We start from the raw sequence: 12560 nt of genomic DNA, 5'->3' as shown, positions 1-12560 counted from the left end.
TCCACTTATACGTTCCACCATTTGAATCCATCCTTGGAAAGAAGGAGGTTGCTTTTGACCGGGCCGTCCGATCCTGAACGGTAGTTCGGGAAAGGTGCAATATCCTTTTCCCATACTTCATTGATCGGATCGACGAAGGACCAGGCGTTCATCAGTTCTTCATAATGGGTGAAATTGGTCGCATCTCCGTCCAGACAATCGTAGATCAGGTTCTCATAGGCATCCACTGTCCTTGAAAGATCCTGATTATCGACGGAGTAGGAAAGTTTGATTTCTTTTGTATCCTGCTCTCCTGCATGGTCCTTGACGTTCAGGTGCAGTGTGATGCTTTCATTCGGCTGGATCCGGATGACCAGAAGGTTTTTGGCAAGTACATCATCTGCATTATCCTGATAATAGAGATTTTTGGGGACTTCCTTGAATTCCACAACAATCTTCGTTTCCTTATTCCTCATCCTTTTACCGGTACGGACATAGAATGGGACGCCTGCCCATCTGAAATTATCGATGAACAGCCTCGCAGCTATGAAGGTCGGCGTGTTGGAGGTCCTGTTGACATCAGTTTCCTCCCGGTATCCCGGGACATCTTCACCTTCTGCAGTACCCTCATCATACTGACCCCGCACAAAATACTTGTTGATGTCCTTCTTTTCGACTTTGCGCAGGCTTTTCAACACCTTGATCTTCTCTTCGCGTATATCATCACTATTCAGGCTGATCGGCGGCTCCATGCCAAGCAGGGAGACGATCTGGAGCATGTGGTTCTGGAACATATCACGCACTGCACCGCTCCGCTCATAATATTCACCGCGGTCCAGCACGCCGAGCGATTCGGAAGAGGTGATCTGGACATTGGATACATAATGGTTGTTCCACAACGGTTCGAACAGGCTGTTGCTGAATCGGATGACTTCTATATTCTGCACCATCTCCTTGCCGAGATAGTGGTCGATACGGAAGATTTCATGCTCCCTGAACGACTTGGAGATATCTTCATTCAGCCTGTGTGCACTTTCGTAATCCTTGCCGAAGGGCTTTTCGATGATCAGCTTCTTGTAGCCTTCGGTTTCCGTCATACCTGAAATCCTCAGGCTGTCTGTAATAGCAGTGAAGAATTGGGGCGGCATCGCCAAGTAGAAAAGCCTGTTTCCTGCAGTATCGTACATTTTTTCGACTGAATCGAATTTTTCCTTCAACGCAGCATAACTGGCGCTATCCGTGACGGAGACCTTAACATAGTGGATATGTTGCAGAAATGCCTCGAGCCCCTCCAATGATTCAAGCTTGTCATTATCGCTGATGGAGTTTCTGGCAACCTCCCTGAAATCCGCATCCTCCATATCCCGCCTGCCGACGGCAATCAGGGCAAAATCGTCCTTCAAAGAACCTTCCTGGAAGAGGTGGAAGATGGAAGGGAGCAGCTTCCTCCGTGAAAGGTCGCCCGTCGCTCCAAACAATGCGATTGCTACTTTAAATGGTTGAGTCGTCATATCCAACAAGTCCTTTAGTCAAAATTTTTCTTTTATCATTATTCCACTGTATTCCTAAAAACACAACTCTTTAATATGATATAATGAACCAACATTTCAAAAACAGGTGATAGAATGAAATTCAAAGTACTAGGTTCTGGCGCAGGCATTCCATCCAGAACGAGAAATACCCAAAGTTTCGTACTGGATGTGGTAGAGGAGATCAACCAGTATTTCCTCATCGACGCCTCGGAAGCCCTGCAGCACAGGATACTGAATACGACGATCAGGCCATCAAAGATAAAGCATGTGTTCATCACGCACCTGCATGGAGACCATATATTCGGGCTGCCAGGCTTTCTTTCGTCTCGTGCCCATCAGGGCGGGGAGGGCATCCCGCTAGTCATCTACGGACCGCCAGGACTCAAGGAATGGGTCGAGGTGACATTCAGGATCAGCAGCTCCCACCTCAACTATCCCATCCATTTCGTGGAAGTCGTGCACGACGGCGAATATGAAGTGGAAGGCTTTACTGTGAAGAGCCACCTGCTGGACCATGCAGTCGACAGCTTCATGTACGTCTTCATCGAACCTGAGAAGCTCGGGGCACTGGACAGCGCCAAGCTGAAGGACATCGGCATCATGCCGGGCCCGATCTACAAGGAAATCAAGAAGTCCCAGACTTTTCAGCATGAAGGGAAGACATACGCTACAGCAGACTTCCTCAGCCCTCCGGTCGAAGGGAGGAAGGTCGCTGTCCACGGGGATACCCGGATAATTAACAGGGGGGACTACCTGGAGCTTCTTGATGGTGCCGACCTCATCGTACATGAGGCCACCTACCTTGAAGGGGAAAAGGAAAAAGCACACCAGTATTTCCACTCGGAAATAGATGATGTGCTCAATAATCTGTCACGCATTTCATATGGACGGCTCCTCCTTGTCCATATCAGCAACCGCTATGACGCCGAGATGCTGGAAAGTGTAGAGGAAAGGATGGGGGACCTTGCAGTCATTGCCCATGACTACCTCGAAATCACCATCCCACGTGATTCGCGATGAAGCTCTCAACCACCCTCCGGTACTTTTCGGGATTCTTGTTGTAGCTCTCGACATGCCCGCCACGTTCCGGATACCAGGCCGCCTTTGGCGGCTTTTTCTTTTTGTACAGTTCTTCAGTATGTGTGTAGGGGATGAACTTGTCCGGCTTCGAGTGGACGAACAGCACCGGCTGGTCAATTTTTTCCACGACCCTGATCGGGGAGACCTTGAATAGTGAGAACCTGCTCCTGAGTCGAAAGAATATATTCGTGAAGATCAGGATGAGCGGAGAACCGATCTTCGTATACTGGCTGAATATGTTCGTCAGTTCATCCCCGAAAGTGGAGAATGATGCGTCGGAAATATAGAACCTTGCCCGGTTGGACAATTCTCCCGCATAGAGGAGCATCGTTGCTGCACCCATGGACTCCCCGTGGATGCCCACTTCGACATCCGGCCCATAATGGTCGAAGACGTAGTCCACAACGGTTTCAAGATCATATTTTTCGTAGAAGCCATATGTCGAATGGACGCCGCCCGTGTTCCCATGGCGTCTGGCGTCATAGATGACGCAGTTGTACCCCATATCCGTAAACATATTGAGGTATTTGATGGAACTGATCTTGTTCTCCGTCACACCATGGCACAGCACCATCCATTTGTTCGTGTCGTTCGGATGGACGAAGACTGCATTGATGCTGTAGTCGAATTTGGACGGGATGAGGATGTCGTCCTGGGGGAGATTCTGGAAGGCCTTCATGTTCAACCGCTTGGCCCGCGTCTCGCGCCTTTTTATGACCTCCACATCCCTGAGCTTGAAGAACAGAATCTGGCTCGAGGCGTAGTAGCCGAGCGAAGTGAAAAGGATGATGAAGGAGCTGGCCAGTGCAATCAGCCACTTTATGAACGATTTCATGCCCTGTGCTCCTCATATCTGATCAGCTTGACAGCATCGAGGATGCTTTCATACTCCTCCTGCGTGAAATCAGGCATATTCATATAGCTTTCCACGTTATCCTCAAGCTGCTCGAGACTGCTCACGCCATTTACGATCGCTGCATTGTTATGGCGGAGGAAAGCGTAGGAAAGGGCGGTGAGGTCGCCATTGATCTGACCGAGTCTGCTGATGGCCGATTCCAGTTCTTCATATGAATAGTCCAGCACACCTTCTGCAAACTTGTCGTCGAGCACCTTGCGTGAATTCCTGCTCAGCAGCCCCTTCATCACCGGCCCCCGTGCAAGCAGCTTCACATCCTCATCGAGGTTACGGACAACTTCCAGCGGCCTGTTGTCTATCGGATTGAACTGCATCATCAGCGTTGAGATGTTACTGTGCTTCAGATAATAGTCGATGACGTTGAGGCGGATGGAGGAGATGCCGTAGCTTTTGATCAGCCCCTCTTTCTTGAGGTCCTCAAATGCGGATATGGTCTCGTCCTTATTATCTTCAATCGTACCGCCGTGCAGCTGATAGTGGTCGATCGACTCGACACCGAGGCGGCTGAGGGAATCCTTGACCGCATTCTTGATATGGCTGGCGGAAGGGTTCCATGCAATCTTCTCCTGTTTTTCCGCATCGAACTCATTGCCGCCTTTCGTGCCGATTGTGAATGTGTAGTCGGAACGGAACTGTTTCATCACTTCGCCGAGGACCTCTTCATTCTGCCCAAACTGATAAAGATCTGCAGTATCAAAGTGGGTGATTCCAGATTCCAGGGCGAAACGGATGATCTTTTCGGTCTCTGTCCTGTCATCCAAGGGCAGATTCATGCATCCAAGGGAAAGTTCGGATATATTGATGCCATCTTTTAACTGAATGTTTCTCATAAGTTCATGCCTCCATTAATTAGTCATCTAGAATTATACCAATTCTGGCCGGGTTCTTGCATTATTTTACCTTTTTGCCCATACTATATGATTATTTCCCGCTATGGTAATATACTAACTATAGAGGCAACTGCACCAATAAAAAGGAGAGGCTTATGAATATGGAGAATAATGATTACTCCCATCTTAAAGAAGAGATCATTTCCAATAACAGAATTTTTGACGGGCATGTCATCAAGGTCGACCACAGCAGGGTGAAGCTTCCTGACGGTCAGACTGCAGACCGTGAGATCGTCTATCACAAAGGAGCCGTCTCCCTCATCGCAGTCCATGAGGGGGAGATGTATTTCGTCCGCCAGTACAGGGTCGCTCCGGATGATTTTCTGCTCGAGATTCCCGCCGGCAAGATCGAAGTGGGGGAAGCCCCGCATGAAACGGCGGTGAAGGAGCTGCGTGAAGAGATAGGAGGAATCGCCAAGACACTCGAAGAGGTCCAGGAATTCTATGTTTCCCCCGGATTCTCCAATGAGTACGTCTACCTGTATGAAGCCAAGGATATGACGATGGAAACCCAGGCGCTTGATGACGATGAATTCCTCGATATCGTAAAGGTAAGGCTCGAGGACCTGAAGAAAATGCTTCAGGAAGGTGCCTTCAGGGATTCCAAGACGCTCATCGCCGTGCAGCATGTAATAGCGTCATATAATTTGTAATAATTCTAAATAAGATGTAAAGGGCTTTTAAAAACATTATAAATTGGTTATAATGTTTTTGATTATCATACAAAGTAGGTGAACACGTGGAAAATCGGATTCAGAGGATCAAGGAAGCACTTCAGGGGGCCCATTACAAGCTCACTCCCCAAAGGGAGGTGACTGTACGCGTCCTGCTCGAGAATGAACGTGATCACTTAAGTGCCGAAGATGTCTTTCTCAAAGTGAAGGACAAATACCCTGAAATAGGGCTGGCTACGGTCTATCGTACACTCGAGCTGTTAAGTGAACTCAAGATTCTCGACAAAATCAACTTCGGCGATGGGGTCAGCCGTTATGACCTCAGGAAAGAGGGCGCGAAGCATTTCCACCATCACCTTGTCTGCATGGAATGCGGAGCAGTAGAGGAAATAGAAGAAGACCTTCTGGAGGATGTAGAGAAGATTGTCGAAAAGGACCATAACTTCAAAGTGACCGACCACCGGCTTACTTTCCATGGAATATGCGGCGACTGCCAGAGCAAGAAGGAATAATGGATACGGATTTCAAAAGGCATATTGATGAGTACCTGCTTTTCCTGAGTGTCGAAAAGGGGCTGAGCCAGTCCTCCATCAATTCCTACCGCCAGGACCTCCTCCAGTATGAAGCATATCTGACCGAGCGGAAAACGCTCGATCCTTCACGGATCGACACTGAGCTGCTCATCACCTTCCTAAAGGAACTGAAGCAGGCGGGCAAGAGTGCCAAGACGATTTCGCGCATGCAGTCGACACTCAAAAATTTCCACCAGTTCCTGGTCAATGATGGCATCACGACGCATAATCCGGCCCTCCGGCTGCATTCCATCAAAGAAGCAAAAAAGCTTCCGGTCTATCTGACGGTGGAAGAGATGGAGCGCCTCCTCGCGACCCCCGACCAGTCGGTGGCAGGCATCAGGGACAGGGCGATGATGGAACTCCTATATGCCTCCGGCCTCCGGGTGAGTGAACTGATAGACATAAAGACTTCGGACCTCAATACCGATATGGGCTACATCCGCATCATGGGGAAGGGGAGCAAGGAGCGGATTGTTCCGATCACCGACTTCGTCGGGGAGCTGCTGGAACAGTATATAGCGAATGAACGTCTGGCCCTGCTGAAGGATGATGACGCAGAAGAGCTGTTCATCACAAATCGCGGCAGAGGTTTCACACGTCAGGGTTTGTGGAAAACGGTGAAGAAGTATGAATTGGCCAGCGGCATCAGCAAGAACATCACCCCGCACACTTTCCGCCACTCCTTCGCCACACATCTTGTTGAGAATGGCGCGGACTTGCGAGCGGTCCAGGAGATGCTGGGCCACTCCGACATCAGCACAACACAGATCTACACGCAGATTTCTGCTGTTAAAATCAGAGAAATGTATAAAAAATTCCACCCAAGAAAGTAGGAGATACAATGTACAAAAGAATCCATCTGATCGTCCTCGACTCGGTTGGCATCGGTGCCCAGCATGACGCTGCCGAGTTCGGCGATGCCGGCACACATACGCTGAAGCACACGCTTGAGAGCCATCCGGTAGAACTGCCCAATCTTGAGAAGTTCGGGCTCGGATGCATCGATCCGCTTCCAGGCCTTGGATGTCCGGAATCCCCGGAAGCCTTCTACAGCAAAATGAGTGAAGTCTCCCAGGGTAAGGATACGATGACAGGGCATTGGGAAATCGCCGGCCTGAACATCAAGAAGCCATTCAAAGTCTATCCTGACGGGTTCCCTGAAGAACTGCTCGACAGGATACGTGAAGCCACGGGCCGTGACATCGTCGGCAACAAGCCTGCCAGCGGCACGGAAATCATCAAGGAATATGGTGAGCACCAGATGAAGACCGGGGATCTGATCGTCTATACTTCGAATGACCCCGTACTGCAGATAGCGGCCCATGAAGATGTGATTCCACTTGATGAGCTCTACACCATATGTGAAAAGGTCCGCGCAATGACGACCGATCCCGATTTCCTCGTGGGCAGGGTGATCGCCCGTCCATATGTCGGCGACTCCAGTGAAAACTTCACACGTACGGAAAACAGGCATGACTATGCACTTGAACCCTTCGGGCGCACAGTGCTCAACGCGCTTGAGGACAACGGCAATGATGTCATCGCAATAGGCAAGATCAACGACATCTTCACAGGATCGGGCATCACGGATTCGGTACGTACGAAGAACAATGAAGATGGCGTGGACAAGCTGCTTGAAGTGATGGACAGGGATTTCAATGGCATGTCATTCCTCAATCTGGTCGACTTCGATGCGCTCTATGGCCATAGAAGGAATCCTGAAGGCTACAGCAATGCACTGAAGGCCTTCGATGACCGTCTGCCTGAAATCGTATCGAAGCTTCGTGAAGATGACCTCCTGATCATCACTGCAGACCACGGCAATGACCCGACCTACACCGGTACGGATCATACACGTGAAAATGTCCCGCTTCTGATGAAGACGGGACGGGAAATGCATTACGGACCACTCAGGGACTCCAGTACCTTCAGCGATATCGCAGCCACCATCGCCGAAAACTATAAAATTGAATATGATACTCATGGCGAAAGCTTGTTCAAGGAGATTTCATCAGATGAAGAATAAATACTTCACCTTCATCCTGGTTGCACTCCTTGCTCTGATATGGGGGTTCGTCTACTGGGTGCTTGTCCTATAGAAAACATCATTTCCGATGTTTTCTTTTTTTGATGGCAGATTCCCTCTCCAGAAGGACATCCGTACGGTCACGCAGGCGGTGTTTGCAGACGATTTCCTCATCCTGGACGACCCGGTCCCGCGTCCACCTCTTGAAAGCTTCAATATCCGACGACGGCCCATAGCCGCCATGTTCGTGCAGCGCTTGCCACATGTCCTCCGTCAATGGATAGGCAAGGGGGTGGAATGGCATATCTTCCATGTTCTCCATCCTTGCGATCATCATTTCGACGAGTTCCTCCCCCATGCCGAGTGCAGTGAGATCATAGGTGTTCTCCTCATAGAGCTTCAGCGCACGGCGGTATGACCTTACCGCCCCATTGATATTCCCGCGCCTGTAATGGTATTCTCCGGTAGCAAGAAGAATAAGGAACACTTCTGCATCATTTTTGGAGAATGCGGGGGACGACTTCCACGTGGCCTCCATGATTTCATGGCATTCAAAGTAATCTTGCTTTATAATGAGTTCGTTATAGAAATCTATAAGATGAAACAGTTTCATGTTATCGTCTCCTGATATCGAGGTAATTTTTATGAATGGATACAAAGTACAACTGGATGTATTCGAAGGACCGCTGGACCTTCTTCTTCATCTGATCAAAGAGCTGGAAATCGATATCTATGACATACCGATGAAGACGCTCACCCGTCAGTATATGGAATATATCGACGAAATGAAAGAGCTGGAAATCAATGTGGCGAGCGAATACCTCGTGATGGCCAGCGAACTGCTGAAAATAAAGAGCCATATGCTCCTGCCTGAACCGCCCCATCTGGAGGAGGAGTATGAGGACCCGCGGGAATCACTGATGGAGCAGCTCATCGAATACCAGAACTACAAGCAGTATGCCGAACAGCTGGCGGAGCTGAAGAAGCAGAATGAAAGGATCTACATCAAGGCACCCCACGTCTTCGAGGAGCAGGCGGACGATGACGCACCGCTTGAAGTCTCCCTTGCCGACCTGATGGTGGCATACCAGAAGGTGAGGGACAGGATCTCAATCGACCGCCCACGGAACATCACCGTCAGAAGGGAATCCGTCTCCCGGGAGGCTGCGGAGGCATTCCTGCGTCAGCGGTTTGAGGGTAAAAGGACTCTTGGGCTCCGGGACCTCTTCACCTTTTCCGAATCGAAGCCCAAAGTCGTGGCGGTATTCATCACGCTGCTGGATTTCGTGAAGGACAACCAGCTGGCCATCCGTCCACGGGGCCATGAGGATTTTGAAATTGAAAGGCTGTATGACTAATGGAGAAGATGGAAATCATTGAAGGATTATTGTATATTGCAGGGGACGCCGGCCTTTCCGAGGAACAGATGATCATGCATGTACCGATTACGAAGGCACATCTCGAGAAGGTGGTCGGGGAGTATTCCAGACCAAACCTCACCATACAGAGGCACGGGGACAGATACTTTTTGCAGACGACCCCCGAAATGGAAAAGTATATCCAGCGCATTCTGGACGACAGGCCGAGCCAGAAGCTGTCGCAGGCTTCGCTTGAGGTCCTGTCCATCATCGCCTATAACCAGCCGGTATCAAGAGGCGACATAGAAATGATGAGGGGGGTCGCATCAGATGGTCCCGTCTCCACGCTTCTTGGCAAGGGGCTGATCGCAAAGAAGAACATGCATGATGAGCGGGCCGCCCATTTCGTCACGACCGGGCACTTCCTGCAGCTGTTCGGCCTGGAGTCGCTTGAGGCGCTGCCGACACAGAAGGAAATTCTTGAACAGGAAGAAATGGATTTATTTTTTGAAAGCATAGAGGAGGAAAAGTAATGGAAGAGGTAAGATTACAGAAGGCAATCGCAAATAGTGGTGTCACTTCAAGAAGAAAAGCAGAAGTGATGATAGAGGAGGGCCGGGTGAAGGTCAACGGCCAGACGGTCACGGAACTCGGGACAAAAGTGAAGCAGAACGACAAGATTGAAGTCGATGGCGTGCCGATCAGCCAGGAGGAGAAGGTCTATATACTCTACTACAAACCGGCAGGGGAGATCTCCACGGCTGAAGACGAGAGGAGCCGCCGTACTGTAGTCGACGCATTCGAAAGGATGGACGTCAGGCTGTATCCTGTAGGCCGCCTGGACTATGACACTTCCGGCATCCTGCTCATGACGAATGATGGGGAGTTCACCCAGTACATGACGCATCCGAAATATGAAATGAAGAAGACATACCGTGTAAAGATCGACGGCATCCTGAAGCGTGAGGAACAGAAGCAGATGCGCAAGGGCATCCGTCTCGAAGACGGTGTCACGGCGCCGGCAGATGTGAAGGTCATCCGTGATAAGAAGGACAGGCAGATGATCCTTGAGCTGACGATACATGAAGGGCGCAACCGCCAGGTGAGGCGGATGTTCGAACACTTCGGGCTGAAGGTGATCAAACTGACGCGCATCAGCTATGACTTCCTGACACTTGAAGGACTTGGGGAAGGGGAATACCGTTTCCTCAAACCGCATGAAGTCAAGAAGCTGATCGCAAACGCCAAGGCGTCCTGAACCCGCCAATTGTCATAATACTGTCATACAGGACAATTTTATAAGATGATATAATTGAATTTATGAATCAGAACTACAGGCAGGTGATAAATATGAAGGGACGTACACGCAACATCCTCAGAGTGAGCATCATCTTGACCATCACCGTACTCATAGGTGTTACAGTGTGGTTCAACCTGACTTCAGGCACTAAGGCCGTTGAGGTCGGTGATGAGGCCGTGGACTTCAAACTGACGACACTTGAAGGGGAAGAGATCCAGCTGTCCAAGCTGACCGAAGATAAAGGAGTCATCCTGAATTTCTGGGGCACATGGTGCAAACCTTGCCGGGAGGAAATGCCGGATATGAATGACATCTATACAGAAGGACATGAGGATTATGAAATCGTCGCCGTCAATGTTGGCGAAAATGAGCAGCAGATCCGTCAGTTCATCTCGGGCCTCGATGCCAACCTGGAATTCCCCATAGCACTGGATCAGTCAAAAAGTGTAACCGAAGCCTATAATATCGGCCCACTACCGACGACGATCGCCGTAAACAAAGAGGGGATCATCGTCAAAAAACAGGAATATCAGCTCACTCATGATGATATCAATGCGTTTATCAGTGAATCCACAGAATAGGATGAATCAGCAATGGAACTAAAGGAAATAAAATGTGAATCCTGTGGTCATGTCAATCCGCCCGGCACTCAGCTGTGCCAGTCCTGCGGCAAAATGATTAACAGTGATTACGACAAGAACAAAATAAAAGACCTGATGAGGTATGATGGCAGTGCGGTAAGGTCCAAGACGAAGTCGAAGAGCATCTTCGACAAGATCTGGATCTTCTTCACCTCCATCAAGGTCGGGGTCTCCATCATACTGGCCATCGCCATTGCGGCGTCGATCGGTACGATCTTCCCCCAGGAATACTTCATCCCGCTCGGCGTCGATCCAGCCGAGTACTATCAGGAAAACTATGGCACCCTCGGGTACCTCTACTATTCCCTTGGATTCCACAACCTCTATTCTTCGTGGTGGTTCCTCATATTGAACGGCATGCTCGCTCTGTCCATCATTGCAGCAAGCATCGACCGGGGCGTACCGCTGTTCAAGTCATTGAGCAAGCAGCGCGTCAAAAAGCATGACAGCTTCTTCCGCAGACAGAGGCTGTTCCTCAATGCAGACCGTCCTGATGATACCGGCAGACTTATCGATGCGTTTTCTAAAAAGCGCTATAAAGTGCGGCAGGAGGGGGACAATTATCTGCTCGAGAAAGGACGCCTTTCCCGCTACGGACCCTACATCAACCACACCGGGCTGATCATCCTGCTTTTCGGCAGTATGCTCAGGTTCTTCCCGGGCATGTATGTGGATGAAATCGTCCATATCCCCGAGGGTGAAACAGAGGAGCTGCCGACGACGGAAGGCCAGTACTATGTCAAAAATGAAGCGTTCAGCCTTGATACTTATGATGAGGAGGCCGGTGAAGTCTTCAACGAGGCATTGAGCAGCAATACGATGCTCGTAAGCAACTATCAGACGGACATCACCTTCTATGAAAACAACAGTGCGGATATAGTCGGCTCCTCCCCGGACCTCGAAGCGGTGGACGAGTACAGCATCCGCGTCAACCATCCATACCGTTTCGGCAGCTACGAACTCTACCAGTCGAGCTACGACAATTCACAGCTCAAGTCCATGACCTTCCACCTGGAAGACGCGGACGGCAATACAGTCGGTGATAATTTCACCGTCAACTTGGGCGATCCGGAAAGTTCATACGATATTGCTGAGGGAGTGTCGGTCAACATGAGGGCATATTCTCCCGATTTTCTTGAAATCGATGATAATGGTACATTGGTATCAGCCACACCGGTACCGAGAAATCCGGCATTCGTATTCGAAGTTGACGATGGTGAAGAAAGTGAACTCAGCCTGCTGCAGATCATGAACAGCACCGACATCACAGAAGACAACGACTACAGCATCCGGTTCGTCGAGGCTGAAGAGCATATGGCCACCGTGCTGACACTCAAAAAAGACCTCACCATACCATTCATCGCGACGGGCTTCATCATCTTCCTGATCGGCCTGTTCACCGGTTCATACATCAACCATAGAAGAGTATGGATCAAGGCGGACGATAATCTCACGCTCGCTGCACATACCAATAAAAACTATTTCGGCATGAAGCGCGAGATCAACGAGATTCTCGAATCCAACGGCCTTGGCGCAGTCAATGACAAACTGGATGACGCGGACAAAGACAAAAACAAGGAGTAATACTA

Annotated in this window: 14 protein-coding genes; 10 read left to right on the top strand and 4 right to left on the bottom strand. The window is 49.9% G+C overall.

Annotated features, from left to right (window positions below; all coding sequences use genetic code 11):
• Positions 1-5: 5 nt before the first annotated feature.
• A complete protein-coding gene (zwf, locus tag EDC33_RS01895; protein WP_124010008.1) occupies positions 6-1490 on the bottom strand; it encodes a glucose-6-phosphate dehydrogenase in 1485 nt (494 codons plus the stop codon).
• 114 nt (positions 1491-1604) lie between these two features.
• Here zwf and EDC33_RS01890 point away from each other — a divergent pair, with 114 nt between their 5' ends.
• A complete protein-coding gene (locus tag EDC33_RS01890) occupies positions 1605-2531 on the top strand; it encodes an MBL fold metallo-hydrolase (protein WP_124010007.1) in 927 nt (308 codons plus the stop codon).
• Here EDC33_RS01890 and EDC33_RS01885 read toward each other — a convergent pair.
• Positions 2506-3426, bottom strand: coding sequence for an alpha/beta hydrolase (locus EDC33_RS01885; protein ID WP_124010006.1), 921 nt, complete (start codon positions 3424-3426; stop codon positions 2506-2508). The genes EDC33_RS01890 and EDC33_RS01885 overlap by 26 nt on opposite strands.
• Positions 3423-4337: an aldo/keto reductase gene (locus EDC33_RS01880; RefSeq protein ID WP_124010005.1), complete on the bottom strand. Its 915-nt coding sequence runs from the start codon at positions 4335-4337 to the stop codon at positions 3423-3425. Before EDC33_RS01880 ends, EDC33_RS01885 begins: the two co-directional genes overlap by 4 nt.
• 161 nt (positions 4338-4498) lie before the next feature.
• Here EDC33_RS01880 and EDC33_RS01875 point away from each other — a divergent pair, with 161 nt between their 5' ends.
• The 4 genes from EDC33_RS01875 to deoB all read left to right on the top strand — a co-directional run bounded on the left by EDC33_RS01875 (position 4499) and on the right by deoB (position 7672).
• Positions 4499-5050: an NUDIX hydrolase gene (locus EDC33_RS01875; protein WP_229716658.1), complete on the top strand. Its 552-nt coding sequence runs from the start codon at positions 4499-4501 to the stop codon at positions 5048-5050.
• A gap of 86 nt (positions 5051-5136) precedes the next feature.
• Positions 5137-5583, top strand: a complete 447-nt coding sequence (gene fur / locus EDC33_RS01870) for a ferric iron uptake transcriptional regulator (protein WP_094905565.1) — start codon at positions 5137-5139, stop codon at positions 5581-5583.
• The gene (gene xerD, locus EDC33_RS01865; protein WP_124010004.1) at positions 5583-6479 is read left to right on the top strand and encodes a site-specific tyrosine recombinase XerD; all 897 of its coding nucleotides are present in this window, start codon (positions 5583-5585) and stop codon (positions 6477-6479) included. Before fur ends, xerD begins: the two co-directional genes overlap by 1 nt.
• An 8-nt stretch (positions 6480-6487) precedes the next feature.
• A complete protein-coding gene (gene deoB, locus EDC33_RS01860; protein WP_124010003.1) occupies positions 6488-7672 on the top strand; it encodes a phosphopentomutase in 1185 nt (394 codons plus the stop codon).
• 79 nt (positions 7673-7751) lie between these two features.
• Here deoB and EDC33_RS01855 read toward each other — a convergent pair whose 3' ends face one another.
• Positions 7752-8285, bottom strand: a complete 534-nt coding sequence (locus tag EDC33_RS01855) for a DUF309 domain-containing protein (protein WP_124010002.1) — start codon at positions 8283-8285, stop codon at positions 7752-7754.
• Between the two features lie 31 nt (positions 8286-8316).
• On the opposite strand from EDC33_RS01855, the gene EDC33_RS01850 reads away from it, so the two are divergent.
• From EDC33_RS01850 to resB, 5 genes are all read left to right on the top strand, one after another.
• Positions 8317-9030, top strand: a complete 714-nt coding sequence (locus EDC33_RS01850; RefSeq protein ID WP_094905562.1) for a segregation and condensation protein A — start codon at positions 8317-8319, stop codon at positions 9028-9030.
• Entirely contained in the window at positions 9030-9563 is a 534-nt protein-coding gene (scpB, locus tag EDC33_RS01845; protein WP_124010001.1) for an SMC-Scp complex subunit ScpB, read from the top strand. The genes EDC33_RS01850 and scpB overlap by 1 nt, the downstream gene beginning before the upstream one ends.
• On the top strand, positions 9563-10288 hold the full coding sequence (locus EDC33_RS01840; protein ID WP_040104702.1) for a pseudouridine synthase: 726 nt from the start codon (positions 9563-9565) through the stop codon (positions 10286-10288). Before scpB ends, EDC33_RS01840 begins: the two co-directional genes overlap by 1 nt.
• 62 nt (positions 10289-10350) lie before the next feature.
• Positions 10351-10911: a thiol-disulfide oxidoreductase ResA gene (resA, locus tag EDC33_RS01835; protein WP_229716659.1), complete on the top strand. Its 561-nt coding sequence runs from the start codon at positions 10351-10353 to the stop codon at positions 10909-10911.
• Between the two features lie 93 nt (positions 10912-11004).
• Positions 11005-12555 carry a cytochrome c biogenesis protein ResB gene (resB, locus tag EDC33_RS01830; RefSeq protein WP_249036065.1) on the top strand — a complete coding sequence of 517 codons (1551 nt, stop codon included), beginning with the start codon at positions 11005-11007 and terminating at the stop codon, positions 12553-12555.
• Positions 12556-12560 lie beyond the last annotated feature (5 nt).

This window comes from Salinicoccus roseus (assembly GCF_003814515.1).
In the GTDB taxonomy this organism is placed as follows: domain Bacteria; phylum Bacillota; class Bacilli; order Staphylococcales; family Salinicoccaceae; genus Salinicoccus; species Salinicoccus roseus.
The sequence above is the reverse complement of the archived record's forward strand: the minus strand, read 5'-3'. Positions and strand labels throughout refer to the sequence as shown.

Excerpts from the sequence above, each read along its gene's own strand:
- zwf (WP_124010008.1), bottom strand. The coding sequence starts at position 1,490 with ATGACGACTCAACCATTTAAAGTAGCAATCGCATTGTTTGGAGCGACG.
- EDC33_RS01890 (WP_124010007.1), top strand. The coding sequence starts at position 1,605 with ATGAAATTCAAAGTACTAGGTTCTGGCGCAGGCATTCCATCCAGAACG.
- EDC33_RS01885 (WP_124010006.1), bottom strand. The coding sequence starts at position 3,426 with ATGAAATCGTTCATAAAGTGGCTGATTGCACTGGCCAGCTCCTTCATC.
- EDC33_RS01880 (WP_124010005.1), bottom strand. The coding sequence starts at position 4,337 with ATGAGAAACATTCAGTTAAAAGATGGCATCAATATATCCGAACTTTCC.
- EDC33_RS01875 (WP_229716658.1), top strand. The coding sequence starts at position 4,499 with ATGGAGAATAATGATTACTCCCATCTTAAAGAAGAGATCATTTCCAAT.
- xerD (WP_124010004.1), top strand. The coding sequence starts at position 5,583 with ATGGATACGGATTTCAAAAGGCATATTGATGAGTACCTGCTTTTCCTG.
- deoB (WP_124010003.1), top strand. The coding sequence starts at position 6,488 with ATGTACAAAAGAATCCATCTGATCGTCCTCGACTCGGTTGGCATCGGT.
- EDC33_RS01855 (WP_124010002.1), bottom strand. The coding sequence starts at position 8,285 with ATGAAACTGTTTCATCTTATAGATTTCTATAACGAACTCATTATAAAG.
- EDC33_RS01850 (WP_094905562.1), top strand. The coding sequence starts at position 8,317 with ATGAATGGATACAAAGTACAACTGGATGTATTCGAAGGACCGCTGGAC.
- scpB (WP_124010001.1), top strand. The coding sequence starts at position 9,030 with ATGGAGAAGATGGAAATCATTGAAGGATTATTGTATATTGCAGGGGAC.
- EDC33_RS01840 (WP_040104702.1), top strand. The coding sequence starts at position 9,563 with ATGGAAGAGGTAAGATTACAGAAGGCAATCGCAAATAGTGGTGTCACT.
- resA (WP_229716659.1), top strand. The coding sequence starts at position 10,351 with ATGAATCAGAACTACAGGCAGGTGATAAATATGAAGGGACGTACACGC.
- resB (WP_249036065.1), top strand. The coding sequence starts at position 11,005 with ATGATTAACAGTGATTACGACAAGAACAAAATAAAAGACCTGATGAGG.